Annotated in this window: 21 protein-coding genes and 1 pseudogene; 10 read left to right on the top strand and 12 right to left on the bottom strand. The window is 73.0% G+C overall.

The features are described 5' to 3' along the window. Positions 1-136: 136 nt before the first annotated feature. A complete protein-coding gene (locus tag OTB16_RS15215; protein ID WP_267720761.1) occupies positions 137-1,177 on the top strand; it encodes a branched-chain amino acid ABC transporter permease in 1,041 nt (346 codons plus the stop codon). Continuing rightward, complete coding sequence (locus OTB16_RS15210) at positions 1,174-2,466, top strand: ABC transporter substrate-binding protein (RefSeq protein ID WP_267720684.1); 1,293 nt, start codon at positions 1,174-1,176, stop codon at positions 2,464-2,466. The genes OTB16_RS15215 and OTB16_RS15210 overlap by 4 nt, the downstream gene beginning before the upstream one ends. Positions 2,467-2,856: 390 nt before the next feature. Here the strand turns inward: OTB16_RS15210 and pssA are convergent, their stop codons facing one another. The 9 genes from pssA to OTB16_RS15165 all read right to left on the bottom strand — a co-directional run bounded on the left by pssA (position 2,857) and on the right by OTB16_RS15165 (position 13,882). Continuing rightward, the gene (gene pssA, locus OTB16_RS15205) at positions 2,857-3,714 is read right to left on the bottom strand and encodes a CDP-diacylglycerol--serine O-phosphatidyltransferase (RefSeq protein WP_324290111.1); all 858 of its coding nucleotides are present in this window, start codon (positions 3,712-3,714) and stop codon (positions 2,857-2,859) included. Continuing rightward, entirely contained in the window at positions 3,701-4,357 is a 657-nt protein-coding gene (locus tag OTB16_RS15200) for a phosphatidylserine decarboxylase (protein WP_267720683.1), read from the bottom strand. Before OTB16_RS15200 ends, pssA begins: the two co-directional genes overlap by 14 nt. A 187-nt stretch (positions 4,358-4,544) precedes the next feature. Next, positions 4,545-5,750 carry an acyl-CoA dehydrogenase family protein gene (locus OTB16_RS15195; RefSeq protein ID WP_267720682.1) on the bottom strand — a complete coding sequence of 402 codons (1,206 nt, stop codon included), beginning with the start codon at positions 5,748-5,750 and terminating at the stop codon, positions 4,545-4,547. Between the two features lie 2 nt (positions 5,751-5,752). Further along, a complete protein-coding gene (locus tag OTB16_RS15190; protein ID WP_267720681.1) occupies positions 5,753-6,265 on the bottom strand; it encodes a MaoC family dehydratase in 513 nt (170 codons plus the stop codon). Between the two features lie 4 nt (positions 6,266-6,269). Next, positions 6,270-7,259 (bottom strand): HpcH/HpaI aldolase/citrate lyase family protein, encoded by a 990-nt coding sequence (locus tag OTB16_RS15185; RefSeq protein ID WP_267720680.1) that lies wholly within the window; start codon positions 7,257-7,259, stop codon positions 6,270-6,272. Then, positions 7,256-9,334, bottom strand: coding sequence for a protein meaA (locus tag OTB16_RS15180; protein ID WP_267720679.1), 2,079 nt, complete (start codon positions 9,332-9,334; stop codon positions 7,256-7,258). Before OTB16_RS15180 ends, OTB16_RS15185 begins: the two co-directional genes overlap by 4 nt. Positions 9,335-9,362: 28 nt before the next feature. Then, a complete protein-coding gene (ccrA, locus tag OTB16_RS15175; RefSeq protein ID WP_267720678.1) occupies positions 9,363-10,700 on the bottom strand; it encodes a crotonyl-CoA carboxylase/reductase in 1,338 nt (445 codons plus the stop codon). A 409-nt stretch (positions 10,701-11,109) separates the two neighbouring features. Next, the gene (locus OTB16_RS15170) at positions 11,110-11,922 is read right to left on the bottom strand and encodes a TetR family transcriptional regulator (protein WP_267720677.1); all 813 of its coding nucleotides are present in this window, start codon (positions 11,920-11,922) and stop codon (positions 11,110-11,112) included. Between the two features lie 163 nt (positions 11,923-12,085). After that, on the bottom strand, positions 12,086-13,882 hold the full coding sequence (locus tag OTB16_RS15165) for a 3-hydroxyacyl-CoA dehydrogenase family protein (protein WP_267720676.1): 1,797 nt from the start codon (positions 13,880-13,882) through the stop codon (positions 12,086-12,088). A 393-nt stretch (positions 13,883-14,275) separates the two neighbouring features. Here OTB16_RS15165 and OTB16_RS15160 point away from each other — a divergent pair, with 393 nt between their 5' ends. Continuing rightward, positions 14,276-14,827, top strand: coding sequence for a HEAT repeat domain-containing protein (locus OTB16_RS15160; protein ID WP_267720675.1), 552 nt, complete (start codon positions 14,276-14,278; stop codon positions 14,825-14,827). 9 nt (positions 14,828-14,836) lie between these two features. Here OTB16_RS15160 and OTB16_RS15155 read toward each other — a convergent pair whose 3' ends face one another. Both OTB16_RS15155 and OTB16_RS15150 read right to left on the bottom strand, forming a co-directional pair. Further along, entirely contained in the window at positions 14,837-16,408 is a 1,572-nt protein-coding gene (locus OTB16_RS15155) for an alpha/beta hydrolase (protein ID WP_267720674.1), read from the bottom strand. A gap of 112 nt (positions 16,409-16,520) precedes the next feature. Further along, positions 16,521-16,865: pseudogene (locus tag OTB16_RS15150) on the bottom strand (Rv2578c family radical SAM protein); the annotation flags it as partial. Positions 16,866-17,198: 333 nt separating this feature from the next. On the opposite strand from OTB16_RS15150, the gene OTB16_RS15145 reads away from it, so the two are divergent. From OTB16_RS15145 to OTB16_RS15130, 4 genes are all read left to right on the top strand, one after another. Then, the gene (locus OTB16_RS15145; protein ID WP_267720673.1) at positions 17,199-17,642 is read left to right on the top strand and encodes an SRPBCC family protein; all 444 of its coding nucleotides are present in this window, start codon (positions 17,199-17,201) and stop codon (positions 17,640-17,642) included. 187 nt (positions 17,643-17,829) lie between these two features. Then, positions 17,830-18,663 carry a M55 family metallopeptidase gene (locus OTB16_RS15140; RefSeq protein ID WP_267720672.1) on the top strand — a complete coding sequence of 278 codons (834 nt, stop codon included), beginning with the start codon at positions 17,830-17,832 and terminating at the stop codon, positions 18,661-18,663. Beyond that, on the top strand, positions 18,656-20,014 hold the full coding sequence (locus OTB16_RS15135) for a M20/M25/M40 family metallo-hydrolase (RefSeq protein ID WP_267720671.1): 1,359 nt from the start codon (positions 18,656-18,658) through the stop codon (positions 20,012-20,014). Before OTB16_RS15140 ends, OTB16_RS15135 begins: the two co-directional genes overlap by 8 nt. Positions 20,015-20,027: 13 nt before the next feature. Next, complete coding sequence (locus OTB16_RS15130; protein ID WP_267720670.1) at positions 20,028-22,016, top strand: S9 family peptidase; 1,989 nt, start codon at positions 20,028-20,030, stop codon at positions 22,014-22,016. Positions 22,017-22,059: 43 nt separating this feature from the next. Here OTB16_RS15130 and OTB16_RS15125 read toward each other — a convergent pair whose 3' ends face one another. Next, positions 22,060-22,788 carry a hypothetical protein gene (locus OTB16_RS15125; protein WP_267720669.1) on the bottom strand — a complete coding sequence of 243 codons (729 nt, stop codon included), beginning with the start codon at positions 22,786-22,788 and terminating at the stop codon, positions 22,060-22,062. Positions 22,789-22,823: 35 nt separating this feature from the next. Between OTB16_RS15125 and OTB16_RS15120 the strand changes: the two genes are divergently transcribed. The 3 genes from OTB16_RS15120 (at position 22,824) to OTB16_RS15110 (ending at position 26,518) form a co-directional block, all read left to right on the top strand. Further along, complete coding sequence (locus OTB16_RS15120) at positions 22,824-23,378, top strand: GNAT family N-acetyltransferase (RefSeq protein ID WP_267720668.1); 555 nt, start codon at positions 22,824-22,826, stop codon at positions 23,376-23,378. Between the two features lie 75 nt (positions 23,379-23,453). After that, positions 23,454-24,353 carry an arginase family protein gene (locus OTB16_RS15115; RefSeq protein ID WP_267720667.1) on the top strand — a complete coding sequence of 300 codons (900 nt, stop codon included), beginning with the start codon at positions 23,454-23,456 and terminating at the stop codon, positions 24,351-24,353. Positions 24,354-24,550: 197 nt separating this feature from the next. Next, positions 24,551-26,518, top strand: a complete 1,968-nt coding sequence (locus OTB16_RS15110) for a DUF5107 domain-containing protein (RefSeq protein ID WP_267720666.1) — start codon at positions 24,551-24,553, stop codon at positions 26,516-26,518. The last annotated feature ends 33 nt before the right edge of the window (positions 26,519-26,551 follow it).

The raw sequence follows: 26,551 nt of genomic DNA, 5'->3' as shown, positions 1-26,551 counted from the left end.
CGCGCCGGGCCCCGAGGCGCCCGCCGGGCACACCACAGCCTCCGGCCGGGTCCCCGCGCAGCCCGACGGCGGGCGGAGCCGCACGGCCGTCCGCGGGCTCCGGCCCCCGGCAGCGCGGTACCGCCTCCGGTACGCCCTGTGGGCCGCGGGGGGAGTCGTGCTGCTGGCCCTGCCGTTCTACCTGGACCGCTTCTGGCTCCAGGCCGGCCTGTTCGCCATCGCCGCCGGGATCGGCGCCATCGGCCTCAACCTGCTCACCGGATCCACCGGGCAGCTGTCCATGGGACACGCCTTCTTCCTGGCCGTCGGCGCGTACGGCTACTGCGTCCTGGCCGGCGAGGGCGGCCGCTCCGGCGGCCACCAGCTGGTCGGGCTGGGCCTGCCGAGCTGGCTCGCCGCCGTCCTCGCCGTCGCCCTCGCGGGCGCCGCCGGGGGCCTCTTCAGCCCCATCGCCGGCCGCCTGCGCGGCGCCTACCTCGGCATCGCCACCCTCGCGCTGATCTTCATCGGCCAGCACGTGCTGTTCAACGCCACCGCCCTCACCGGCGGCTTCAACGGCCGCCCCGTCGAGCCCCTGTCCCTCCTCGGCATCACCTTCGACGACACCGAGACCGTGATCGCGGCCGTCCCCTTCCAGTCCGCCGAGAAGCTCTGGTACGTCGCCCTGGCCGCACTCCTCGCCTGCGCCCTGTTCGCCCGCGGCGTCCTGCGCGGGCGCCCCGGCCGGGCCCTGAACGCCATCCGCGACCACAACATCGCCGCCGGGGTGATGGGCGTGCCCGTGGCCCGCTACCGCGCCGCCGTGTTCGTCCTGTCCTCCATGTACGCCGGCCTCGCCGGGGTCCTGCTCGCCCTCGTCTTCCAGCGGACGGTCCCCGACTACTTCGGCATGGTCCTGTCCCTCGAGTACCTCGCCATGATCGTGATCGGCGGTCTGGGGACCGTCGCCGGCGCCGTCGTCGGCGCGGCCTTCGTCTCCCTGCTGCCCCAGCTGCTCACCCGGTACAGCGACGCCCTGCCCCTGGTCTCCGCCCCCGGCAGCGGCGGCGTCTCCCCGGGCGAGGCGTCCCGCTACCTGTACGGCGCGGCCGTCGTCGCGGTGGTCCTGTTCCTCCCCGGCGGCCTGGCCCGCCTGCGCCCCTCCCAGCCCGCACGCCCCCCGAAGGAGCCAGTGTGACCAGAGCCCGTACGACCGCCCGCCCCCGCAAGCGCGCGCGACTCGCACCGGCGGCCCTCGCGGCCGCCCTCGTCCTCACCGGCGCCGCCGGATGCAGCGGAAAGGCGGGCGGCGCCGCCGGTGACAAGCAGGCCGAGGACGGCCTCAAGACCGGCAAGGGCGTCTCCGCCACCGCCATCCGGCTCGGCGCCCTCACCGACATGACCGGCGTCTACGCCTCCCTCGGCAAGAGCGTCACCCAGGCCCAGCAGCTGTGGGTCAAGCAGGCCAACGCCTCCGGCGGCATCTGCGGCCGGCAGCTGGAGCTGACGGTCCGCGACCACGGCTACGACCCGCAGAAGGCGCTCGCCGGCTACACGGAGCTGGAGCCCGAGGTGCTCGGCTTCGCCCAGTTCATCGGGTCCCCGTTCGTCGCCGCCGTCGAGGACCGCGTCGACGGCCAGGACAAGGGCCTGGTCATCCCGCAGGCCTGGTCCGCGTCGCTGCTGGGCAGCCCGTACGTCCGCACGATCGGCGCCACGTACGACATCGAGACGGTCAACCTGATCGGCTACCTCCTCGAACAGAAGCGGATCGCCTCCGGCGACAAGATCGGGCAGGTCTACTTCGAGGGGGACTACGGCGAGAACGCCCTGGCGGGGGCCAAGCACGCGGCCGCGGAGGCCGGGCTGACCGTCGTGGAGCAGAAGATCAAGCCCACCGACAACGACATGTCCGCGCAGGTCGCGGCCCTCAAGCAGGCCGGGGTCAAGGCCGTGGTGATCAGCGCCGGACCCCGGCAGGCGGCCTCGCTCGTCGGCGTCGCCGCGGCCGGCGGCTGGAACGTCCCGGTGGTCGGCAACAACTCCGCGTTCTCGCCCCAGCTGCTCGCCACCCCGGCGGGCGCGGCCCTGCAGAAGGACTACTACGTCGCCGCGTCCACGCTCCCGATCGGCTCCACCGAGCCGGGCCCGGCGGCCCTCGCCGCGGCCTACACGGCGGAGTACCCGGGTGCGGCCCTGGACAACGGCGTGGTGGCGGGGTATTCGGCGGCCGGGGTCTACGGCGAGGCGCTGAAGAAGGCCTGCGCCGGCAAGGACCTCACCCGCGAGGGCGTCGGCAAGGCGTTGCTGACCCTGAAGTCCTACGACGGCGGCTTCGGGATCACGCACGACTTCTCCGACCCGAAGGCCCCCTCGACCCGGCAGAGCGTGATCATGAAGCCGGACGCGAAGACGCCGGGTGGCCTGAAGGTGGTCAAGGAGGCCGGGGTCGTCCCCGCGGCGGAGAAGTACACCCCGGCGGGCTGACCCCCGGAGCCGTACCCCGCTCGCGGCCGGTAGCCCTCGAGGGCAGCCGGCCGCGAGCGCGCGGCGTCCCCGGCCCCGCGTCCCCGGCCTGGCGTCCGGACACCACGAGAGCGCGGTGCCCGCGGCCGCGGACGCCACGAGCGCGCGGGTTCCCCCCGCCCCCGCGGCCGCGGAACCCTCACGCACCCCCTCCCGGCCTTCGGCGGGCCCGTGCGGGCCCTCCCCGGCCCGCGGTGTCCCTCCGCGGCCGGGAGGGGGGCCGGGGGCGCCTGCGGCGGCGTACGGCCCCGGACCGAGGGGCGCCGCATACGCCGCGGCAGGCGCCCGTACGACGAGAGGGCCCCGGATGCCATATGGCATCCGGGGCCCTCTCACACGTGAAGCACGGCGCTACGGCTGCGTGGCCCGCGCCTCGCGGCGGTTGTGCCGGAAGGTGTTGGCCCTCCGCGTCGTCGCGAACAGCGGGATGGTCGCCGCCAGCGCGATCTGCAGGGCGCAGCCCGTCTGCAGCAGCAGCTGGCCGCCCGGGGCGTCGAACGCCCAGGCTGCCAGCAGGCCCATCGCCCCGACGATCCAGCTCAGCATCGCCACCGCGAGGACGCCCCGCGGCTTGGGGTACTCGACCCGGCTCACCATCAGCCAGGCGACCCCGATGATCGCCAGCAGCGTCGGGACGAACGGCAGCTCCAGCAGCACGATGGAGACGACCGTGAGCGCGCCGAAGGGGCTCGGCATGCCCTGGAACATGCCGTCCTTCAACGTCACGCAGCTGAATCTCGCGAGCCTGAGCACCACGGCCAGCAGCACCACGATCGCGGCCAGCGCCGACATCTTCTGGTGCGCGTCGTCGGCGACCATGCCGTAGACGAGCACGAAGTACGCGGGAGCCAGGCCGAAGCTGATCAAGTCGGACAGGTTGTCCAGCTCGGCACCCATCGGCGAGCTGCGCAGCTTGCGGGCCACGATCCCGTCGAAGAGGTCGAAGACCGCGGCGAGCAGCATCAGTATCACTGCCGTCGCGGCGCTGTGACGGGCCATGCCCGACTCGTTGCTGCCGGTGAGGTGCGGGATGAGGATTCCGGTGGTGGTGAAGTACACCGCCATGAATCCGCACGTCGCGTTGCCGAGGGTGAGGGTGTCCGCTATCGACAGCCGCAGCGAGAGCGGCATGTCGTCTTCGGCGGACTCCTCCTCGGCAGGCTCCGGCACCCAGCCGGCGGCGGGAGTCTCAGGGTCAGTCACGGTCAATTCGGGTCACCCCCGCGGTGGTGGCCTGACCGACCTCGACCGCGACCTCGACACCCTCGGGGAGGTAGATGTCGACTCGGGACCCGAAGCGGATCAGACCGATGCGTTCGCCCTGCTCCACCTTGGTACCGGCCGGCAGGTAGGGCACGATGCGACGGGCGACGGCGCCGGCGATCTGCACCATCTCGATGTCGCCGAGCTCGGTGTCGAAGTGCCAGACGACCCGCTCGTTGTTCTCGCTCTCCTTGTTGAACGCCGGAACGAATCCGCCGGGGATGTGCTCCACGGACGTCACGGTGCCCGCGAGGGGCGCCCGGTTGACGTGGACGTTCAGCGGGCTCATGAAGATCGCGACGCGGGTGCGTCCGTCCTTCCACGGCATGATGCTCTGCACCACACCGTCGGCGGGCGAGATGACACGGCCCTGGCTGATCTCACGCTCGGGGTCGCGGAAGAACCACAGCATGCCCGCCGCGAGCGCGGTGACGGGCACGGCCGCCGCGGCCCAGCGCCCGGACTTGCGAGCCCGGGTGAGGCTGAGCGCCGCGGTGGCGACGGTCGGCAGAAGCCACGGCGATGCTCCGCGCGCGAGGCGTACGCCAAGGAGGCTGTCGCGAGGTGCAGAGGTTTGGCTGTGGGGCATGGATGACCTTCGTAGCGGGTGATTGCCGCGCCGCAAACAGGGGGACGGGACGGCGGCTTTACTGGAATGCTATCGGTTGCGCGCAACAACTGGGCAAGCCAGAAGCCGAGTCGATGGCCGTCGGCCAGTGACTGGTAGTGACTCTTCTGCGACGAACCCATGGAGGATTCGCCGCAAAAGGTGACTTTCAGCCCTGGAGCCGGTACTCCTCAAGCAGACGTCGCCCGATGATCATTTTCTGGATCTCGGCGGTACCTTCACCGATCAGCAGCATCGGAGCCTCCCGGTAGAGACGCTCGATCTCGTACTCCTTCGAGAAGCCGTAGCCACCGTGGATACGGAAGGCGTCCTCCACGACCTCCTTGCAGTATTCGGAGGCGAGGTACTTCGCCATCCCTGCTTCGAGGTCGTTTCGTTCCCCGGAGTCCTTTTTGCGTGCTGCATTTACCATCATCGCATGGGCGGCTTCGACCTTGGTAGCCATCTCGGCCAGCTTGAACTGGATGGCCTGGTGTTCGGCGATGGCCTTGCCGAAAGTGTGACGTTGCTGGGCATACGAGACGCCGAGCTCAAAAGCACGCTGAGCGACTCCGCAACCACGCGCCGCCACGTTCACGCGGCCGACCTCGACCCCGTCCATCATTTGGTAAAACCCACGGCCGGTCTGGCCTCCGAGGACCCGATTGGCCGGAATGCGCAGTCCGTCCATGATGAGCTCGGTCGTGTCGACGCCCTTGTAGCCCATCTTGTCGATCTTGCCCGGGATGGTCAGGCCCGGACGGACCTCACCGAAGCCCGGCTCCTTCTCGACGAGGAACGTCGTCATCGACTTGTGCGGGGCCGTGCCCTCGGGGTGTCCTTCGTCACTCCGGACGAGAACGGCCACCAGGGTGGACGTGCCGCCGTTCGTCAGCCACATCTTCTGGCCGTTCAGGACGTACTCGTCACCGTCCTTCACCGCCTTGGACGTGATCGCCGACACGTCGGAGCCGAGCGCCGGCTCGGACATCGAGAACGCCCCGCGCACCTCGCCCAGCGCCATCCGCGGGAGGAAGTGGTCCTTCTGCTCCTGCGTGCCGTGCTGCTTGAGCATGTACGCCACGATGAAGTGCGTGTTGATGATGCCCGAGACGGACATCCAGCCCCGCGCTATCTCCTCGACGCACAGGGCGTACGTGAGGAGGGACTCACCCAGGCCGCCGTACTCCTCCGGGATCATCAGGCCGAACAGGCCGAGCTCCTTGAGCCCGTCGACGATGTCCTGCGGGTACTCGTCTCGGTGCTCCAGCTGGGTGGCGACCGGGATGATCTCCTTGTCGACAAACTCCCGGACGGTCTTGAGGATCTCCCGCTGGACGTCCGTGAGCCCGGCGGTCTGGGCGAGTCGGGCCATGGCTACTTCACCTGTTCCTTCAGCGTGGGGCGGCCGGGCTGCTCGCCGCCGCGCTCCTTGATGTACGTCTCGGTCGGGACCATCACCTTGCGCCGGAAGACGCAGACGAGGGTGCCGTCCTGCTTGTAGCCCTTGGTCTCCACGTACACGATGCCGCGGTCGTTCTTCGACTTCGACGGGGTCTTGTCGAGGACCGTGGTCTCGCCGTAGAGGGTGTCGCCGTGGAAGGTCGGCGCCACGTGGCGCAGCGACTCGATCTCCAGGTTGGCGATGGCCTTGCCGGAGACGTCCGGGACGGACATGCCCAGCAGCAGCGAGTAGATGTAGTTGCCCACGACCACGTTCTTGCCGAAGTCGGTGGTGTTCTCCGCGTAGTTGCTGTCCATGTGGAGCGGGTGGTGGTTCATGGTCAGCAGACAGAAGAGGTGGTCGTCGTACTCGGTGACGGTCTTTCCGGGCCAGTGCTTGTAGACCGCCCCGACCTCGAACTCTTCGTACGTGCGTCCGAACTGCATGGTCCTAGGCCTCCGCCGTCTTCTCGGTTGAGGGGTGCTCGAACTTGCTGGTGCGCTGCATCCCCGCCGCGCGCCCCTTGCCCGCGACGACCAGGGCCATCTTGCGGCTGGCCTCGTCGATCATCTCGTCGCCGAGCATCGCCGAGCCCTTCTTGCCGCCGGCCTCGGAGGTGCACCAGTCGTACGCGTCGAGGATCAGCTCGGAGTGGTCGTAGTCCTCCTGCGAGGGTGAGAAGACCTCGTTCGCCGCGTCGACCTGGCCCGGGTGCAGCACCCACTTGCCGTCGAAGCCCAGCGCCGCCGCCCGGCCCGCCACCTCGCGGTAGGCGTCCACGTCGCGGATCTGGAGGAAGGGGCCGTCGATCGCCTGGAGGTTGTGCGTGCGGGCCGCCATCAGGATGCGCATCAGGATGTAGTGGTAGGCGTCCGCGCCGTAGCCGGGCGGCTGCATGCCCACGACCAGCGTCTTCATGTTGATCGACGCCATGAAGTCGGCCGGGCCGAAGATGATCGTCTCCAGCCGGGGGGAGGCGGCGGCGATCTCGTCGACGTTCACCAGGCCCTTGGCGTTCTCGATCTGCGCCTCGATGCCGATCTTGCCGACCTCGAAGCCCATCGTCTTCTCGATCTGCGTCAGGAGGAGGTCAAGGGCCACGATCTGCTGGGCGTCCTGGACCTTCGGCAGCATGATGCAGTCGAGGTTCTGGCCCGCGCCCTCGACGACCGTGATCACGTCGCGGTACGTCCAGTGGGTGGTCCAGTCGTTGACGCGCACGACCCGGGTCTTGCCCGTCCAGTCGCCGTTGTTCAGCGCGTCCACGATCGTGTGGCGGGCGCCCTCCTTGGCGAGCGGCGCGCAGGCGTCCTCCAGGTCCAGGAAGACCTGGTCGGCCGGCAGGCCCTGGGCCTTCTCCAGGAAGCGCGGGTTCGACCCCGGGACCGCGAGGCAGGAGCGGCGCGGGCGGAGACGGTTCACCGGGTGGGGCGTGGTCATGCGGGGACCTCCGTGCTTGCAACGATGTCGGTGCTGATGAGGGGCTCGAGCTTGTTGGCCTTGCGGATCTCGTCGACGATACGGCCGATGATCTCCGTGATGCCGAAGTCCTTCGGCGTGAACACGGCGGCGACCCCGGCCGCCTTCAGCGTCACGGCGTCGGCGTTCGGAATGATGCCTCCGACGATGACGGGGATGTCACCCGCCCCCGCCGCGCGGAGCCGTTCGAGGACATCCGGGACGAGCGCGCAGTGCGAGCCGGACAGGATCGACAGTCCCACGCAGTGGACGTCCTCCGCCAGCGCCGCCGAGGAGATCTCCTCGGGCGTCAGCCGGATGCCCTGGTAGACCACCTCGAAGCCCGCGTCGCGGGCCCGCACGGCGATCTGCTCGGCGCCGTTGGAGTGCCCGTCCAGGCCCGGCTTGCCCACCAGCAGGCGCAGCCGGCCCGCGCCGAGCTCGTCGGCCGTACGGGTGACCTTCTCGCGGACGAGGGCCATCGGCGTGCCCTCTTCGGCGGTGACCGCCACCGGGGCCGAGGAGACCCCGGTCGGCGCGCGGAACTCCCCGAACACCTCGCGCAGGGCGATCGACCACTCGCCGGTGGTGACGCCGGCGCGGGCGCACTCCAGGGTGGCCTCCATCAGGTTCTCGGTGCCGGCCGCGGCGTCCTTCAGCCGGTCCAGGGCCTGGCGGACCGTCGGGAAGACGAACGGGTCGCCGTTGCCCTGCCGGTCCGAGGACTCCTGGCGCTCGGCCCGCCAGCGCCCGATCCGCTCGACGATCTGGGCCTCCACGGCCCCGTCGACGGTCATGATGGCGCCGTCCAGGTCGGAGGTGAGCGGGTTCTCCTCCGTCTGCTGGAAGCAGTTGACCCCGACGATCTTGTCCTCGCCGGCCTCGATCCGGGCCCGCCGCTCGGCGTGCGAGGAGACCAGCTGGGATTTCAGGTAGCCGGACTCGACGGCCGCCATCGCGCCGCCCATCTCCTGGATCCGGTCGATCTCGGAGAGGCACTCGGCGACCAGGGACTGGACCTTCGCCTCGATGACGTGCGATCCCTCGAAGATGTCCTCGTACTCCAGCAGGTCGCTCTCGTGCGCCAGGACCTGCTGGATGCGCAGCGACCACTGCTGGTCCCACGGCCGGGGCAGGCCCAGCGCCTCGTTCCAGGCGGGCAGCTGCACGGCGCGGGCGCGGGCGTCCTTGGAGAGGGTGACGGCCAGCATCTCCAGCACGATGCGCTGGACGTTGTTCTCCGGCTGGGCCTCGGTCAGGCCGAGGGAGTTGACCTGGACGCCGTACCGGAAGCGGCGCTGCTTGTCGTTCTCGATGCCGTAGCGCTCGCGGGTGACCTTGTCCCAGATGCGGCCGAAGGCGCGCATCTTGCACATCTCCTCGATGAAGCGGACGCCCGCGTTCACGAAGAAGGAGATCCGGGCGACGACCTCGCCGAACCGCTCCTCGGGCACCTGGCCCGAGTCGCGCACCGAGTCCAGCACGGCGATGGCCGTGGACATCGCGTACGAGATCTCCTGGACCGGGGTGGCCCCGGCCTCCTGCAGGTGGTAGCTGCAGATGTTGATCGGGTTCCACTTCGGGATGTGGTTGACCGTGTACGCGATCATGTCCGTCGTCAGGCGGAGGGACGGTCCCGGCGGGAAGACGTGCGTCCCGCGCGAGAGGTATTCCTTGACGATGTCGTTCTGAGTGGTGCCCTGGAGCTGGGAGATGTCCGCCCCCTGCTCCTCGGCGGCCACCTGGTAGAGCGCCAGCAGCCACATGGCGGTGGCGTTGATCGTCATCGAGGTGTTCATCTGCTCCAGGGGGATGTCCTGGAACAGCCGCCGCATGTCGCCCAGATGCGAGACCGGGACCCCGACCCGGCCGACCTCGCCGCGGGCGAGGATGTGGTCCGGGTCGTAGCCGGTCTGCGTCGGCAGGTCGAACGCGACCGACAGGCCGGTCTGGCCCTTGGCGAGGTTGCGGCGGTACAGCTCGTTGGACGCCTCGGCCGTGGAGTGGCCGGCGTACGTCCGCATGAGCCACGGACGGTCCTTCTGGCGCTCTGTCATCTCAGGCTGTCCCTTGGCCTCGGACGTCTCAGACGTTGCGGAAGCGGTTGATGGCGTCGAGGTGCGTCGCGCGCATCTCGTGGTCGCGCACGCCCAGGCCCTCCTCGGGGGCCAGCGCGAGGACGCCGACCTTGCCCTGGTGGAGGTTGCGGTGGACGTCGTAGGCCGCCTGGCCGGTCTCCTCCAGCGAGTAGACCTTCGAGAGGGTGGGGTGGATCTTGCCCTTCGAGATCAGGCGGTTGGCCTCCCACGCCTCGCGGTAGTTCGCGAAGTGCGAGCCGATGATCCGCTTGAGCGACATCCACAGGTAGCGGTTGTCGTACTCGTGCATGTAGCCCGAGGTCGAGGCGCAGGTGGTGATGGTGCCGCCCTTGCGGGTGACGTACACGGAGGCGCCGAAGGTCTCCCGGCCGGGGTGCTCGAAGACGATGTCGATGTCCTCGCCGCCGGTCAGCTCGCGGATGCGCTTGCCGAAGCGCTTCCACTCCTTCGGGTCCTGGGTGTGCTCGTCCTTCCAGAACTTGTAGCCCTCGGCGCTGCGGTCGATGATCGCGGTCGCGCCCATCGCCCGGCAGATGTCCGCCTTCTGCGCGCTGGAGACGACGCAGATCGGGTTGGCGCCGCCGGCCAGCGCGAACTGGGTGGCGTAGGAGCCGAGGCCGCCGCTGGCGCCCCAGATCAGGACGTTGTCGCCCTGCTTCATGCCGGCGCCGTTGCGGGAGACCAGCTGGCGGTAGGCGGTGGAATTCACCAGGCCGGGGGAGGCGGCCTCCTCCCAGCTGAGGTGGTCCGGCTTGGGCATCAGCTGGTTCGACTTGACCAGGGCGATCTCCGCCAGGCCGCCGAAGTTGGTCTCGAAGCCCCAGATGCGCTGCTCGGGGTCGAGCATCGTGTCGTTGTGGCCGTCGGAGGACTCCAGCTCGACCGAGAGGCAGTGCGCGACGACCTCGTCGCCCGGCTTCCAGGCGTTCACGCCGGGACCGGTGCGCAGGACGACGCCCGCGAGGTCGGAGCCGATGACGTGGTACGGCAGGTCGTGGCGCTTGGTGAGCTCCGACAGGCGGCCGTAGCGCTCCAGGAAGCTGAAGGTGGACACCGGCTCGAAGATCGAGGTCCAGACGGAGTTGTAGTTGACCGAGGAGGCCATGACGGCCACCAGGGCCTCGCCGGGACCCAGTTCGGGAACCGGGACCTGGTCGAGGTGCAGGGACTTGCGGGGGTCCTTCTCGCGGGTGGTGAGCCCCGAGAACATCTCCGCCTCGTCCTTGTGCACGGTGATCGCGCGGTACGAGTCGGGGAGCGGCAGGGCCGCGAAGTCCGCGGCCGTTGCGGTCTGCGACTGGATCGCGTCCAGGATGTCCTTCACGGTAGAGCCTCCGGCATGAGCGCTGATTGAGGGTGCGCTGGGGGATACGCGTTGCGTGCGTGTGGGTGGTTACTGCGAGGTGCTGTGTGCCGTCGGTTCCGGCTGGTGCGGTGGTGCCGGGCGTGCCCGTGTGAGGGCGTGCCGTGCCTGGTGACGCAGGCATCCGGGGCGCGTTCCGTGCCGAGTGGGCGTGGGTCGCGGGGACATCCGGACGAGATTCAACGTATGGCACCCGGTGTCACTCAGCAAGGCACCGCGTGCCAAAACTTTCTCTCATTTGCCGATTGACCTGCGCAGATGAGCGATGATCGATCAGAGTTACCCGCGAGTAGGGGCAAGCCGGACAAACGCGGAGGGCCGCCCCCGGAGCGGGAGCGGCCCTCTGTGACGTGTGTCGCCTCGTGTGTCCTTACGTGCCGCGCAGTGCCTCTTCGATCGTCCGCATGACCTCGTCCAGCGGGGCGTCCGTACGGGCCACCGCCACCAGCACCTCGCCCTGCGTGCGGACCGCCGCCGGGGCGGCCGGCGCCGTCGTCAGGGTCCGGCCCGCGCCGATCCCCGAGCCGAAGGTCTTGCGCACGATCGAGAAGGCGTGGTCCAGCTGCGCCTCCACGTCGCCCTGGCCGCCCGCCCGCAGCCAGCGCCGCAGCACGTGGTTGTGGGCGGTCACCACCGCCGAGGCGGCCACCTCGGCGAGCAGCGGGTCGTCATTGCCGTCGTGCTGCTCGTGCTCGTCGAAGTGCGCCAGCAGGTAGCGGGTGAACAGCCGCTCGTACCGGGCCACCGAGGCGATCTCCCGCTCCCGCAGCGCCGGGACCTCGCGGGTCAGCCGGTAGCGCTCCACCGACACCGCGGGCGAGGCGGCGTACATCTTCATGACTTCCTTGATCCCGCGGCACACCGTGTCGAGCGGGTGCTCGTGCGCCGGGGCCACGTCGAGGACGGCCTCGGCGCGAGTCAGGGTGTCGTCGTGGTCCGGGAAGATCGCCTCTTCCTTGGACCGGAAGTGCCGGAAGAAGGTCCGGCGCGCCACCCCGGCGGTCGCCGCGATCTCGTCGACCGTCGTCGCCTCGTACCCCTTGGTCGCGAACAGCTCCATCGCCGCCGCCGCGAGCTCGCGGCGCATCTTGAGCCGCTGGGCGGCCGCCTTGGTGCCGGCCGGGCTCTCCGGGGCGTCGGAGGCCGAGGAAGCGCGGGGCGAGGTCTTGGCGGGCTGGGACATAGAGCGAAAGTACTTCATTCGCGCAGGGGAGCGCGCCTGCGGGGGGTGGGGCGGGGGTGGATGCGGGGGAGGGCCCGCACTGGGCTCGGGAGGGTGTGTCCGCCGTGAGGGTCCGGCGGACCCGAGCAGCCCTCCCCACGCATCCGGCTCGTGGCCCGTCGGCTTACCGGCGGGCGTACTCACGGAAACCGCGGCCGGTCTTCCGGCCCAGGCAGCCCGCCGCCACCAGGTGCTCCAGCAGCGGGGACGGGGCCAGGCCCGGGTCGCGGAACTCCTTGTGGAGGACCTTCTCGATGGCCAGCGAGACGTCCAGGCCGACCACGTCGAGGAGCTCGAAGGGCCCCATCGGGTAGCCGCCGCCCAGCTTCATCGCCGCGTCGATCTGGTCGAGGCTCGCATAGTGCTGCTCGACCATCTTGATCGCGTTGTTGAGGTACGGGAACAGCAGCGCGTTCACGATGAAGCCCGCCCGGTCCCCGCAGTCCACCGGGTGCTTGCGCACCTTCACGCAGATCTCGCGGACCGTGGCGTGCACGTCGTCGGCGGTCAGCACGGTGCGGACCACCTCGACCAGCTTCATCGCCGGCGCCGGGTTGAAGAAGTGCATGCCGATCACGTCCTGCGGCCGCGAGGTCACGCGGGCCACCGCGATCACCGGCAGCGAGGAGGTGGTCGTGGCCAGGACCGCGCCCGGCCGGCACACCTTGTCCAGGGCCGCGAACAGCTCCTGCTTGACCGCCAGGTCCTCCGCGACCGCCTCCACGGCCAGGTCGACCTCGGCGAAGGCGTCCAGCGAGCCGGCGGGGGTGATCCGGTCCAGGGTCTGCGCGGCGGCCTGCTCGGTCAGGCGGCCCTTGGACACCGCACGGCCCAGGGACTTCCCGATCGCGGCCTTCGCGGCCTCGGCCTTCTCCTGGCTGCGGGCGGCCAGCACCACGGCGTACCCGGCCTGCGCGAAGACCTGCGCGATCCCGCTCGCCATCGTGCCCGAGCCGGCCACGCCGACCGAGGTCACGGGACGGCCCCCGCCCGCGCCCCCGCCGTCCGCCGGGGTCTGCGGGTCGCGGACGACCGCCGAGCTGCCCGGGCCCTCGTACGTGTAGAAGCCGCGGCCGGACTTCTGCCCGGTCAGGCCGGCCTCGGCGAGGTGCCCGAGGATCGGCGCCGGGGCGTGCAGCCGGTCGCCGGAGGAGGCGTACATGGCCTCCAGGACGGTACGGGCGGTGTCCACGCCGATCAGGTCGAGCAGCGCGAGCGGGCCCATGGGCAGGCCGCAGCCGAGCCGCATCGCCGCGTCGATGTCCTCGCGGGAGGCGTACTTCGACTCGTACATGGCGGCGGCCTGGTTGAGGTAGCCGAACAGCAGGCCGTCGGCGACGAAACCGGGCCGGTCGCCGACCGAGACGGGCTCCTTGCCGAGGGCGCGGGCCAGGGCCGTGACCGCCTCGACGGCCGTCGGCGCGGTGAGGACCGAGGAGACCACCTCGACCAGCTTCATCGCCGGAGCCGGGTTGAAGAAGTGCAGGCCGAGCACGCGTTCGGGGCGCTGCGACTCGGCGGCGAGCCGGGTCACCGACAGCGCGTTCGTGCCGGTGGCCAGGATCGTGTCGGGCCGGACGACCGCGTCGAGCTCGCGGAACACCTGCTGCTTGACCTCGTACGACTCGGGCACGACCTCGATGACGAGGTCGGCCGCGGCGGCGGCCCCCAGGTCGCCGAAGGTGCGGAAGCGGGCGAGGACGTCCGTGCGCTCCTGCTCGGTGAGGAGCTCGCGGGACACGGAGCGGGCGGTCGCCGCCTCCAGGGAGGCCGACGCCCGGCGGGCGGCCGCCTCGCTGATGTCGATGCCGATGACCTCGTGACCGGCCCGGGCGAGGACCTCGGCGATGCCGGAGCCCATCGTGCCGAGGCCGACGACGGCGATGGTCTGGAGGGAGGAGTGACTGGACTGACGGTCCATCGAGGGACTCCAGTGGAAGAGGGTGACGACTGAAGGGGACGCGCGTGGCGCAGAGTGCACGCGGAGGCCGAACGGAAGGAAGGCCGTGCGGAGAGGACCCGCGGGGCGCGCCCGTGACCGATGGGCCCGGAGGCGAAGACGCCCGGAGGGAAGAAGCGGCACAGCCCTGTCCCGGGGCCGCGCCGTGAGGTCGTGCAGAACCGACTGGCACGGGGCGGCTGCGTCACCAGGCCGCCCTCGTACGTGTTGTAACGACAGTAACCCGTCGGTAACTGGTCCGCCAGAGAGCGGAGATGTGACCTGTACCGCCCAAATGTACCGATCATCGATCATCGATCATCGGCATGTCCGGAACCCCGCGTGCGCGCCCCCGCCGCCCCCTAGGGTGGCCGGGTGAACGACGTGCTGGAGCGCCTGCGGGCGGAGGCCGGGCAGTCACCGGAGTACGAGGTGCTGCGCACGGCCCAGCCGGAGGCCCTGGCCGCCTCCCTGACCTCGGCCGGGCTGCCCCTGTGGGCCCGCGAACTGGCCGCGTACCGGCTGGGACTGGCGGGTGACCCGCGCGCCTTCGAGTCCCTCGTGCTGCTGCTCAACCACCGCGACCCGCCCCGCTGCGCGGCCGCCGCCACCGCCCTGGCCGTGCTCGCCGACCCGCGCACCGCCCGCGCGGCGGCCGCCCTCGCCACGAACTCCCTGCGCACCGCCTACGCCCTGCACCCGGTCCGGCTGCTCACCGCGCTGCGCGCACCGGAGTCCGTACCGGCCCTGATGACCACGCTCTCGCGGCTGCTGTCCCCGCACGACCCGTACTGGCGGGTGGCCCTGGCCTGCGTCGAGGGCCTCGGCAGCCTCGGCGACCGGCGCGCCCGCGACCTGCTGGTCCGCGCCCAGTCCCACCCCCGCCTCGCCGTGGCCGCGACCACGGCGCTGCGGGAGCTCGGCTGACGCCCCGGATCAGCCGCGGAACCCCAGCAGGCCGTGCAGGGCCGCGCCGCCCGCCGAGGGCGGGACCGCGCGGGTCGCCGTCGCCGGCTTCGGGGCCGGCTGGGCGGGGCAGGTGGCGTCCGCGGCCGTCCCCGTCCTCAGGTACGCCGCCACCTTCTCGTCCAGGCACTTGTTGCCGCTGAGCGCGATCCCGTGGTTGCCGCCGCCCTCCTCGACCACCAGCGCCGAGCCCTTCAGCCGGTCGCGCATGCTGAGCGCGCCCCCGAACGGGGTCGCCGCGTCCTCCGTCGCCTGGAGGAGCAGGGCCGGCGGCAGACCGGCGTTGGTGACGTCCGGCGCCCGCAGCGACTCCGCCGGCCAGAACGCGCACGGGGCGTTGTACCAGGCGTTGTTCCACGTCATGAACGGCGCCTCGGCGTGCGTGCGCCACATGTCCGCGCGCCACCGGTTCCAGTCCTTCGGCCAGGCCGAGTCCCGGCACTGCACCGCCGTGTACACGCTGTAGCCGTTGCCCGCCGAGGGCTCCACCGCCCCGAACCGCTCGTACGCCGCCACCAGCGGCTTCGGGTCCTCGTCCCGGGCGTACGCGGCGAAGGCCTCGGCGAGGTTCGGCCAGTAGCCGTTGTAGTAGCCGCCCGGCATGTAGGTGTCCTCCAGCTCGGCCGGCCCCACCTTGCCGCCCGCCGGCGTCGCGCGCAGCGACTCCCGCATCGCGTACCAGCGTTCCTCGACCTCCTCCGGGTCGGTGCCCAGCCGGTACGTGGCGTCGTACTTCGCCACCCAGGCCAGAAACGCCTTGTGGCGGGCGTCGAAGGCCCGGTCCTGGGCGAGGTTGTCCTCGTACCAGACGCCCGCCGGGTCCACCACGGAGTCCAGGACGAGCCGGTGCACGCGGCCCGGGTGGAGCTTGGCGTACACCGCGCCCAGGTAGGTCCCGTACGAGTAGCCGAAGTAGCTGATCCGCTCGGCGCCCAGCGCGATGCGCACCGCCTCGATGTCGCGGGCGGCCGAGACGGTCCCCACGTGCGGCAGCACGTCCGCGTGCCGGGTCCCGCAGGACTCGGCGAAGGAGCGGACCCGCTCCAGGTTGGCCCGCTCGGTGGCCGCGTCGCGCGGTACGGAGTCCGGCCGTACGGGCTTGAAGTGCCCGGCCGCGCAGTCGAGGACCGGCTCGCTCTTGCCGACGCCCCGGGGGTCGAAGCCGATCACGTCGTACTGGGCGGCGACGTCCTGGGGGAGGGCGGAGGCGACGAACCCGGCCAGGGCGCGGCCGCTGCCGCCGGGACCGCCGGGGTTGACCAGCAGCGGCCCCTGCGAGGAGGCGGCGGTGTGCGGGACCCGGGTCAGGGCCAGGGAGATCTGCCGCCCGCCGGGGCGGTCGTGGTCGAGCGGGACCTTGAGGGAGGCGCACTGCAGGGTGGGGTAGCGGGGGGTCGCGCAGCCGGTCCAGGCCGGGGCGGCCTTCGGTGCGCCGGGGGCCCCGGCCGGCGCCGGCGCGGCGGTGACGGGGCCCGCGAGGGCGGCGGCCACGGTGGAGATCGACAGCAGGACAGCGGCGCGCTTCTTCAGGGGGTGCAGCATGGGGCCTCCCAGCCGAGGGTTCTGGGCGGAATCGTCCCGGAAACCACGGCCGGAAAGCGGGATTGGGCGGTCCATTGGCCCGATGTGATGACCCTCCGGCGAGCCCCCGGGGTCACAGCAGCGCGAGCTGCGCCGGCTCCCCTGCCCCCGGCGCGCCCGGGGGGCCGACGGGCCGGTCCGGGGTGAGGACGCGGCGGGCCGCCCCGGGGCCGTTCGGGCCGATGCCGAATTCGGCCGCCGGTTCGTGGACTTGGCGGGCGACCTGCCGCTGGTACCAGGTGGGGGCGTACGAGCCTCCCGCGTACATCCGGGCGTACCGCTCGACCAGGTGCGGGTGGTGCGCGGCCGGCCAGGACGCGAACCACTGGCGCGCGCCCGGCCGCAGATGGAGTACCAGGGGTGTCACCGAGGTCGCGCCGGACGCGGCGACGGCCCGGACGGCGTCCCGCAGCCGCTCGTCGCCGGGCCACCGCCGTCGGGCCGACCGGGCGGGTGCTGGGCGCGGGGATCCGGTGGGCAGACATGTGGCTTTGCCTGTCCCGCAGATCGGCGTGCTCGCGCGCGGCGATGCCGACGAACGTGCTGACCCACCCGTACCGCTTGAGCGCGTCCGTCCGTGCTTCCGGGGTCAGGGGTTCGCCCGTCCCCTCCGGACCCCGGAGCCCGTCTTCGTGCGGGCGGGATCGCCGGGCACCCGGACCGGCGCCGGTGCGGACCCGGATTTGGGCGCCCGGGCCGGAGGTGGTTGGCTTCGCCGTGACGAGCGATCACAACTGCTGGAGGAACAGCCATGGCGCAGGTCGAGGCCACCACGGAGCGGATCATCGCGGCCGACGCGGAGACCGTGTTCGACGCGCTGGCGGACTACGCCGGCACCCGGGGCAAGGTGCTGCCCGAGCACTTCAGCGAGTACGAGGTGCGTGAGGGCGGCGACGGCGAGGGCACCCTCGTGCACTGGAAGCTCCAGGCCACCAGCAAGCGCGTGCGCGACTGCCTGCTGGAGGTCACCGAGCCCACCGACGGACAGCTGGTCGAGACCGACCGCAACTCCTCCATGGTCACCACCTGGGTCGTCACCCCGGCCGGCGAGGGCAAGTCCAAGGTCGTCGTCTCCACCGTGTGGAACGGCGCCGGCGGCATCGGCGGCTTCTTCGAGCGCACCTTCGCCCCCAAGGGCCTCGGCCGGATCTACGACACCCTGCTGGACAACCTGGCCGCCGAAGTCGAGGGCTGAGCGCCCCCCGCGTCCGCGCGCCGACGCGGCGGCTCACCGGTTCGGGTGGACTTCCCGGCCCGGCGGCGGCCCGCGCCGCCGCCCCGGAAGCCGGGCGTGGCCCCCGGGGCGCCGACGGGCCCGACGGTTAGGGTGGGGCCCTGCGCGCGTGCCGTCGCACGCGCGCGACCGACCGCCCGGGGGCCCGATGAAGATCCTCATCTCCGCCGACATGGAAGGCGCCACCGGCGTCACCTGGCCCGCCGACGTGCTGCCGGGCACGCCCCAGTGGGAGCGCTGCCGGTCCCTGTTCACCTCCGACGTGAACGCCGCCGTCCTCGGCTTCTACGACGGCGGCGCGGACCAGGTCGTCGTCAACGAGGCGCACTGGACGATGCGCAACCTGCTGCTGGAGAAGCTCGACGCCCGCGCCGAGATGCTCACCGGCCGCCACAAGACCCTCTCCATGGTCGAGGGCGTGCAGCACGGCGACGTCGACGGCATCGCCTTCGTCGGCTACCACACGGGCGCCGGCACCGAAGGGGTCCTCGCCCACACCTACCTCGCCAACTCCATCACCGGAGTCTGGGTCAACGGCGTCCGCGCCAGCGAGGGCCTGCTGAACGCACACGTCGTCGCCGAGTACGGCGTCCCGGTCGTCCTTGTCACCGGCGACGACCTGACCTGCGTCGACGCCGCCGGCTACGCCCCCGGCGCGGTGACCGTCGCGGTCAAGGACCACGTCTCGCGCTACGCCGCCGTCTGCCGGACCCCCGCCCGCACCGCCGCCGACATCCGCGCCGCCGCCAAGGAGGCCGCGGCCCTCGCGGTGTGCCACGAACCCGTGCGCGGCGGCCCCTTCGCCGTGGAGCTGGAGTTCGACGCCGAGCACCTGGCCATGGCCGCCACCGTGGTGCCGGGTGTCGAACGGTGCGGGGAGCGCAGGGTCGGGTACGCCAGCGAGACGATGTACGAGGGGATCCGTGCCTTCAAGGCGGTCACGACGGTCGTCTCGGCGGCCGTGGAGGAGCAGTATGGCTGACATGCCCGCAGTCACCGCCGAGGCCCCGGCCGCCGCCGTGGACCGGGTGGCGCTCGACGAGGCCGTCGAGTTCACCTCCGGCCTCATCAGGATCGACACCACCAACAGGGGCGGCGGCGACTGCCGCGAGCGCCCCGCCGCCGAGTACGTCGCCGAGCGGCTCGCGGCCGCCGGGCTGGAGCCGGTCCTGCTGGAGCGGACCCCGGGCCGCACCAACGTGGTGGCCCGGATCGAGGGCACCGACCCCTCGGCCGACGCCCTCCTCGTCCACGGCCACCTCGACGTGGTCCCGGCCGAGGCCGCCGACTGGAGGGTGGACCCCTTCTCCGGCGAGGTCCGCGACGGCGTGGTCTGGGGCCGCGGCGCCGTCGACATGAAGAACATGGACGCGATGGTCCTGGCCGTCGTACGGGCCTGGGCGCGCGCCGGCGTCAGACCGCGCAGGGACGTGGTGATCGCCTACACCGCCGACGAGGAGGACAGCGCCGTCGACGGCGCGGGCTTCCTCGCCGACCACCACCCGCACCTCTTCGAGGGGTGTACCGAGGGCATCAGCGAGTCCGGCGCCTTCACCGTGCACGCCGGACCCGGAGGGCCCCTCTACCCGATCGCCGCCGGTGAACGCGGCACCGCTTGGCTGAAGTTGACCGCCCACGGCACCGCCGGACACGGCTCCAAACCCAATCGCGCCAACGCCGTCAGCCGGCTCGCCGCCGCCGTCGCACGGATCGGCGAGTACGCCTGGCCGGTCCGGCTCACCGACACCGTCACCGCCTGTATCACCGAACTCGCCTCCCTCCAGGGCCTGTCGGTAGACCCCCGGGCCCCCGGATTCGACCTCGGGGCCGTCCTGGCCGAACTCGGCCCCGCCGCCGCCCTGGTCGAGGCGACCCTGCGCAACAGCGCCAACCCGACCATGCTCAGCGCCGGCTACAAACTGAACGTGATCCCCGGCCAGGCCACCGCCTACGTGGACGGGCGGATGCTGCCCGGCGGCGAAGCCGAGTTCATCGCCACCCTGGACGCGCTCACCGGACCGGACGTGCGCTGGGAGTTCCACCACCGGGAGGTCGCCCTCCAGGCCCCGGTGGACGGGCGGACGTACGGGATCCTGCGCGAGTCCGTCGAGCGGTTCGACCCGGACGGGCACGTGGTCCCCTTCTGCATGGCGGGCGGCACCGACGCCAAACAGTTCTCCCGGCTCGGGGTCACCGGCTACGGCTTCTCCCCGCTGAAGCTGCCGCCCGGGTTCGACTACTGGTCCCTCTTCCACGGCGTGGACGAGCGGGTGCCCGTCGAGGCCCTGCACTTCGGCGTCCGCGTCCTCGACCACGCGCTGCGCACCCTGTGAGGGAGACCCTGTGATGGCGGCGGTGACCCGGCCCTACGGAAGCTGGCCCTCGCCGATCGACGCGGCCCTGGCCGCCTCGCTCGACGGGCACCCCGAGTACGTCGGCACGGTCGGCTCCGAGGTGTGGTGGACCGAACCCCGGCCCGAGGAGGGCGGCCGCCGCACCCTGGTGCGCCGCCGCCCCGCCGACGACGGACCCGAGGTCACGGCGCTGCCCGCGCCGTGGAACGTGCGCAGCCGGTTCACCGAGTACGGCGGCCGGCCCTGGGCGGGTGCCGAACGGCCCGCGGGCGGGCCCCTGGTGGTCTTCGTCCACTTCGCCGACCAGCGCCTGTACGCGTTCGAGCCCGACGCCTCCGGCGGGCCGGACCCCCGGCCCCTCACCCCGCCGTCCTCCGTCGGCGGCGGGCTGCGCTGGGCCGACCCGGTCCTGCGCGACGCCGAAGTGTGGTGCGTGCTCGAGGAGTTCACCGGGCCCGCGCCCACCGACGTACGCCGGGTGCTGGCGGCGGTCCCGCTCGACGGATCGGCCGCCGCGGACCGCTCCCGGGTACGGGAACTCGCCGACGCGCGGCACCGGTTCAGCACCGGCCCCCGGATCTCCCCGGACGGGCGGCGCGCGGCCTGGCTCGTGTGGGACCACCCCCGGATGCCCTGGGACGGCACCGAGCTGCGGCTCGCCGAGGTCACCGCCGACGGGGAGCTGACCGGGGCCCGCACCGTGCTCGGCGGCCCCGAGGAGGCCGTCGCCCAGGTGGAGTGGACGCCCGGCGGAACCCTCCTCGCGGTGAGCGACCGCGGCGGCTGGTGGAACCCGTACCGGGTGGACCCGGAGGGCGGCGACGCCGTCAACCTGTGCCCCCGGGACGAGGAGTTCGGCGGCCCGCTGTGGAAGCCGGGGCTGCGCTGGATCGCCGCGCTCCCCGACGGGCTCGTCGCCGTGCTGCACGGCCAGGGCTCCTCGGTGCTCGGCGTCCTGGACCCCGACAGCGGGGACCTCGTGGACGCCGCCGGGCCGTGGACGGCCTGGCAGCCCACGCTCGCGGTGAGCGGCACCCGGGTGTACGGGGTCGCCGCCAGCCCGCGCAGCGCGTACGAGGTGGTCGAGCTGGACACCGCGACCGGGCACGCCCGCGTGGTGGGCGCGGAGGGGGTCGACCCGGTGGACCCCGCCTACTATCCGGAGCCGCAGAGCCGCACCTTCCCCGGCCCCGACAACCGGGAGATCCACGCGCACGTCTACCCGCCGCACCACCCCGCCTGGCGGGCCGCGGCCGACGAGCTGCCCCCGTACGTGGTGTGGGCGCACGGCGGCCCCACCGACCACGTGCCGCCCGTACTCGACCTGCACATCGCCTACTTCACCTCGCGCGGCATCGGCGTCGTCGAGGTGAACTACGGCGGGTCCACCGGCTACGGACGCGCCTACCGCGAGCGGCTGCGCGAGCAGTGGGGCGTGGTGGACGTCGAGGACTGCGCGGCGGTGGCCCGGGCGCTGGCCGCCGAGGGCACCGCCGACCCCGACCGCCTCGCCATCCGGGGCGGCAGCGCCGGCGGCTGGACGGCGGCGGCCTCGCTGGCGGCCACCCCGCTCTACGCCTGCGCCGCGATCATCTACCCCGTACTGGACCTGACCGGCTTCGCGGAGGAGACCCACGACCTGGAGTCCCGCTACATCGAAGGCCTGGCCGGGCCGCCGCAGTTCCTCGCCGCGCGCTCCCGCGAGCGTTCGCCGGTGTCCCGCGCCGACCGGATCACCGCGCCGTTCGTGCTGCTCCAGGGGCTGGACGACGCGGTCTGCCCGCCGTCCCAGGCCGAGCGCTTCCTGGCGGCCCTGCGGGGCCGGCCGGTGCCGCACGCCTACGTGACCTTCGAGGGCGAGGGGCACGGCTTCCGGCGGGCGGACACCATGATCCGGGCGCTGGAGGCCGAACTTTCCCTGTACGCGCAGGTCTTCGGCATCGAGCGGGCCGACGTGCCGCTGCTGCGGCTGGAGCCGTGAGCACGATGAGCCCCAAGGGCGGTGCCCGGCCTGTTCCCGCCGCTCAGGCCGCCGCGATCCAGACGCGGAGCGGGCCGAGGGTGGTGAAGCCCGCCCGGAGGGCGGCGTCGAGGTCGTCCCCCGACTCGTAGCCCACCACCGGCAGCCCCGGCCAGCGGGCCGCGACCGCGGCCAGGGTGCCCGCCCAGGCGGCGCCGACGGGCGTGTCGCCGCGGGCGAACAGGTTGGAGACGCCCACGACGGGCCCGGTACGGTTCACGACCGCCCCGGCGACGATCCGGCCGCCGGGGTCGGCGCGGCCCGCCAGGAAGACGGTCCCGCCGGTCAGCAGGGCGGGCCGGAACAGGCCGGAGGGCTCCCCGTCGCCCCAGGCGGCCTCCCACCGGTGCAACTCTCCGGCGGTGGACACCCCGGACCACTCCAGGGGCGGTCCGCCGGCCGGCGCCGGGGGCCCGGCGGGGCGGTGGATCCACTGCGCCTCGAACAGCACCCGGAAGCCCTCCGGGCCCAGGTCGAGCGCCGCGAAGCTGTCCTTGACCGAGCAGCCCGGGGAGCCGGTGTCGATCGCCGCCAGCAGCGCGGCCGCCGACGCGCCGCCCGGGGTGAGCGTCACCGCGTCCGGGTACAGCGGCGGGGTGCGCCGCGGGCTGGTCCAGGCGTCCGCGGTGGACACGCCCGGGAGCCCGTGGGCGCGGCAGACCGCTTCGCACCACGCGGCGTTGTCGAGCGCTGCCGCGAGCAGGAGCGAGTGCGGGTCCTGGGTGGTGATCATGCCGGGGATCCTGTCACACCTCCTAACCTGGACGGATGTCCTTTTCCACGTACCTCCGCGAGGGCGGCCGGGTGGGCCTGCGCCCCCTCCGGGCCGCCGACGGGCCCGAATTCACCGCCCGCGCCCACGAGAGCCGCGAGCTGCACCGCCCCTGGCTGTTCCCGCCCGCCACCCTGGAGGAGTTCGAGCCGTACGCGGCCCGCCTGGCCGGGGGCGACGGCCGCGCCGGGTTCCTGGTCTGCGAACGTGCCACCGGCGCCATCGCGGGCTTCGTCAACGTCAACAACATCGTGCGGGGCGTCTTCGAGTGCGGCGCCCTCGGCTACGGCGCCTTCGCGCACGCCGCCGGCCGGGGCCTGTTCCGGGAGGCCCTCGCCTTGGTCCTGGACCACTCCTTCGCCCCGGAGGGAGAGGGGCTCGGGCTGCACCGCCTCGAGGCCAACGTCCAGCCCGGCAACGCCGCCTCGATCGCCCTCGTCCGCGGCGCGGGCTTCCGGCTGGAGGGGCTGTCCCCGGACTTCCTCCACGTCGACGGGGCCTGGCGCGACCACGAGCGGTGGGCCATCACGGCCACCATGCTGCGCCGCTGAGAGCGACGCGGCGCGGCGCGGGACGCTGAGACACAGGACCTCGTGGCGCGGGGCGCCGTGGCGCAGGATGGGTCCATGCGATCCCTCGTGCTCCTCGACGCCCCGTCCAACCTCGGTCTGAAACCGCCCGCGCCCGGCACCGTGCCCGGGGTGTACAAACTCGCCGGAGCCCTGCGGGAGCAGGGCCTGCTGGCCCGGCTCGGCGCGCGGGAGGGCGGGGTGGTGGTCCCGCCGCGCTACGACCGCGGCGACTGGAAGGAGGGCGACGGCGTGTTCAACGCCGACGCCCTCGCCGCGTACACGGTGGCCCTCGCCGACCGCGTCGAACGGCACCTGCGGGACGGGGAGTTCCCCGTCGTGCTCGGCGGGGACTGCTCCATCCAGCTCGGCGCGTCCCTGGCCATGCGCCGCATCGGCCGGTACGGGCTGGCCGCGATCGACGGGTCCGCCGACTTCCGCCACCCGGGGAACGAGGCGGTGAACGGCCCGGTCGGCGCCGCCGGCGGCGAGGAACTGGCCCTGGGCACCGGACGGGGGCAGGCCTGCCTCGCGGACCTGGAGGGGCTGCGGCCGTACCTGCGCGACGAGGACGTACGGCTCTTCGGGCTGCGCGACGGGGACGCGGACCTGCCCGAGCTGCGGGCGGCCGGGATCCGGACGGCCACCGTCGGCGAGATCCGCGAGCGCGGCGCCGGGCCGGTGGCGCGGGCCGCCCTGGACGGGCTGCACCCGCCGGACACAGCCGGGTTCTGGGTGCACCTGGACGCGGACGTGCTGGACCCCGGCGTGATGCCGGCGGTGGACAGCCCGGACCCCGGCGGCCTCGTCCCCGACGAACTCGCCGAGCTGCTCGGGGTGCTGCTGCGCTCGCCGCGCTGCGTCGGCCTCAACGTCACCATCTACGACCCGGACCTCGACCCGGACGGGCGCGCCGGAGTGCTCCTCGCGGACCTGGTCGCAGGCGCCTTCGCGTGAGCGGTACCGGCCGCGCCGGTCCCCGCCGGTCCCCGCCGGTCCCCGCCGGTCCCCGCCGGTCCCCGCCGGTCCCCGCCGGTCCGGCCCCAGCGCGCGGCGCCGCGCGGGATCCCGCGCAGGGGCCTTTGCGTAATCCTGACCGGTGGTCCTGCGCGGAACCCCTGTGCACCGGCCGTCGTGGCGTGTTCCCTTTCCCCATGGCCACCACCGTCCGACGCGCCGTACTGACCCTGCCCGCCGCCCCGTTGGGCCCCGAGAACCCGCTGCCTGCCCTGCGCGCGCCCGACGCCGTCCCCGCCCCGGACGAGCGCACGTACGCCGGGCTGCCGCGCGACTCGGTGCGGCAGATCGGGTACGGGGCGCTGCGCTCCCTGCTGCCGGTCCGGATCCGGGACGGCTACCGACGCGACCGCTCCGAGCGCGAGTTCGACACGATCGTCATCGAGAACGAGCACCTGCGGGTCACCGTCCTGCCCGGCCTCGGCGGCCGGGTCCACTCGCTCGTCCACCTGCCCACCGGACGCGAACTGCTCTACCGCAACCCGGTGTTCCAGCCCGCCGACTTCGCCCTGAACGGCGCCTGGTTCTCCGGCGGCATCGAGTGGAACACCGGCGCCACCGGGCACTCCGCGCTCTCCTGCACCCCCCTGCACGCCGCGCTCGTCCCGGCCCCCGACGGGGGCGTGATGGTCCGGCTGTGGGAGTGGGAGAGGCTGCGCGACCTGCCGTTCCAGGTGGACCTGTGGCTGCCCGGGGACTCGGAGTTCCTGTACGTCGGCGTCCGCGTGCGCAACCCCCACGAGCGGCCCGCCCCCGTGTACTGGTGGTCCAACACCGCCGTCCCGGAGGAACCCGGCACGCGGGTCCTGGCCCCCGCCGACGAGGCCTGGCACTTCGGGTACGAGCGCGCCCTGCGCCGCGTCCCGGTGCCCGAGTGGGAGGGCGCCGACCGTACGTACCCGGCGGCCGGCGAGTACCCCGCCGACTTCTTCTACGAGGTCCGGAGCGGGGAGCGGCCCTGGATCGCCTCGCTGGACGCCGCCGGCAAGGGGCTCGTGCAGACCTCCACCGGGCGGCTGCGCGGGCGCAAGCTGTTCGCCTGGGGAGCGGGCCGTGGCGGCCGCCGCTGGCAGGAGTGGCTGACCGAGCCGGGCACGGGCGGCTACGCGGAGATCCAGGCCGGGCTGGCCCGCACCCAGCTGGAGCACGTACGACTGGACGGCGGGGCGGAGTTCAGCTGGCTGGAGGCCTACGGCCCGCTCGCGGCGGACCCCGGCGCGGTGCACGGGTCCGACTGGGCGGCGGCGTCCGGCGCCGCCGGGGCCGCGCTGGAGGCCGTACTGCCCCGGGAGCGGGTGGACGCGGCGTACGAGGCGTGGCGCGGGTGCGCCGACACCGAACCGGGGGAGCGGCTGGCCGCCGGGACGGGCTGGGGCGCCCTGGAGGTGCTGCGCGCGGGCTTCAAGCTGCCGGGCACGCCGTTCGGGGAGTCCACGCTGGGCGAAGAGCAGGCCCCGTGGCTGGAGCTGTGGCGCACGGGCGTCTTCCCCGCACCGCGCCGGGTGGCGCCGCCGGGGCCGAGCCTGGTCGCCGCGCACTGGCGGGACATGCTGGAGACGGCCCCGGCGGACCCGCTGACCGAGTACCACCTGGGCGTGGCGCAGTGGCACGCCGGCGACGTGGCCCAGGCGGTACGGAGCTGGGAGCGCGGGCTGGCGTCGGCCCCGTCGCGGTGGCCGCTGCTGAGGTGCCTGGCGGTGGCGGACGCGCTGGCCGGCGCCCCGGAGCGGGCGGCCGACGGCTTCGCGGAGGCGTTCGAGGACCTGGCCGTGGAGAGCCGGGGCGGCGAGCCGTGGGCCGCGGCGGAGTCGGCGCTGGGCCGGGAGGCGATGGAGGCACTGCTGGCCGCGGGGCGGCTGCCCGAGGCCCGCCGGGTCTGGGACCGGCTGCGGCCGGCCCAGCGCGAGCAGGGGCGCTTCCGGCTGCTGGCGGCGCGCCTCCTGGCGGCGGAGGGCCACGTGGCGGCCGCCCGGCGGGTCTTCGAGGACGGCTTCGAGATCCCGGACCTCCGGGAGGGCGAGGAGACCCTCGGCGAGGTCTGGGCCTCCCTCACCGGCCGGCCCCTGCCGGCCCGCTACGACTTCCGGATGCGGCCCCCGGGGTAGGGAGCCGGTCCGGCGGGGCCGCGATGGCGGGGT

Source organism: Streptomyces antarcticus (genome assembly GCF_026627255.1).
Classification (GTDB): Bacteria; Actinomycetota; Actinomycetes; order Streptomycetales; family Streptomycetaceae; genus Streptomyces; species Streptomyces antarcticus.
Note: the sequence above shows the minus strand (reverse complement) of the source record. Positions and strands in the feature narration are given on the sequence as shown.

What these genes read in the sequence shown, in the direction of transcription:
- OTB16_RS15120 (WP_267720668.1), top strand. Translation starts at nt 22,824, where the DNA reads ATGTCCTTTTCCACGTACCTCCGCGAGGGCGGCCGGGTGGGCCTGCGC.
- OTB16_RS15195 (WP_267720682.1), bottom strand. Translation starts at nt 5,750, where the DNA reads ATGGCCCGACTCGCCCAGACCGCCGGGCTCACGGACGTCCAGCGGGAG.
- OTB16_RS15170 (WP_267720677.1), bottom strand. Translation starts at nt 11,922, where the DNA reads ATGTCCCAGCCCGCCAAGACCTCGCCCCGCGCTTCCTCGGCCTCCGAC.
- OTB16_RS15145 (WP_267720673.1), top strand. Translation starts at nt 17,199, where the DNA reads ATGGCGCAGGTCGAGGCCACCACGGAGCGGATCATCGCGGCCGACGCG.
- OTB16_RS15155 (WP_267720674.1), bottom strand. Translation starts at nt 16,408, where the DNA reads ATGCTGCACCCCCTGAAGAAGCGCGCCGCTGTCCTGCTGTCGATCTCC.
- OTB16_RS15180 (WP_267720679.1), bottom strand. Translation starts at nt 9,334, where the DNA reads ATGACAGAGCGCCAGAAGGACCGTCCGTGGCTCATGCGGACGTACGCC.
- OTB16_RS15185 (WP_267720680.1), bottom strand. Translation starts at nt 7,259, where the DNA reads ATGACCACGCCCCACCCGGTGAACCGTCTCCGCCCGCGCCGCTCCTGC.
- OTB16_RS15130 (WP_267720670.1), top strand. Translation starts at nt 20,028, where the DNA reads ATGGCGGCGGTGACCCGGCCCTACGGAAGCTGGCCCTCGCCGATCGAC.
- OTB16_RS15190 (WP_267720681.1), bottom strand. Translation starts at nt 6,265, where the DNA reads ATGCAGTTCGGACGCACGTACGAAGAGTTCGAGGTCGGGGCGGTCTAC.
- OTB16_RS15110 (WP_267720666.1), top strand. Translation starts at nt 24,551, where the DNA reads ATGGCCACCACCGTCCGACGCGCCGTACTGACCCTGCCCGCCGCCCCG.
- OTB16_RS15140 (WP_267720672.1), top strand. Translation starts at nt 17,830, where the DNA reads ATGAAGATCCTCATCTCCGCCGACATGGAAGGCGCCACCGGCGTCACC.
- OTB16_RS15165 (WP_267720676.1), bottom strand. Translation starts at nt 13,882, where the DNA reads ATGGACCGTCAGTCCAGTCACTCCTCCCTCCAGACCATCGCCGTCGTC.
- OTB16_RS15200 (WP_267720683.1), bottom strand. Translation starts at nt 4,357, where the DNA reads ATGCCCCACAGCCAAACCTCTGCACCTCGCGACAGCCTCCTTGGCGTA.
- OTB16_RS15115 (WP_267720667.1), top strand. Translation starts at nt 23,454, where the DNA reads ATGCGATCCCTCGTGCTCCTCGACGCCCCGTCCAACCTCGGTCTGAAA.
- OTB16_RS15125 (WP_267720669.1), bottom strand. Translation starts at nt 22,788, where the DNA reads ATGATCACCACCCAGGACCCGCACTCGCTCCTGCTCGCGGCAGCGCTC.
- OTB16_RS15135 (WP_267720671.1), top strand. Translation starts at nt 18,656, where the DNA reads ATGGCTGACATGCCCGCAGTCACCGCCGAGGCCCCGGCCGCCGCCGTG.